The following is a 229-nucleotide window of genomic DNA, read 5'->3' on the forward strand; positions in this document are numbered from 1 at the left end:
CCAACAACTATTGGCAGAGCGCGTCGGAGACGATGATGCTTGGACCCTGACCGTCACTGGGCCCGAAACAGATTCGGAGGATGGGGAGTCGGAAGATCGCCTCTACGCATTGTACGCAACTCCGGTCCGTAACGGATACTGGAACACGCAAATCACGCTGGCTGCTGTCGAGCTGGGTTCAGGTGAGGGTGATGAGGACATCGAATTCAGTGATGAGATTTAAACTGTG

1 protein-coding gene is annotated in these 229 nt (G+C 54.6%); it reads left to right on the forward strand.

The window, feature by feature from the left end; all coding sequences use genetic code 11:
- On the forward strand, nt 1–223 hold a 223-nt coding region (locus tag AC1RPU_RS08570; RefSeq protein WP_481769746.1), incomplete at its 5' end, for a hypothetical protein.
- Between the last annotated feature and the right edge of the window lie 6 nt (nt 224–229).

It is taken from the genome of Dellaglioa sp. CoH-55-MRSF-7 (assembly GCF_056782235.1).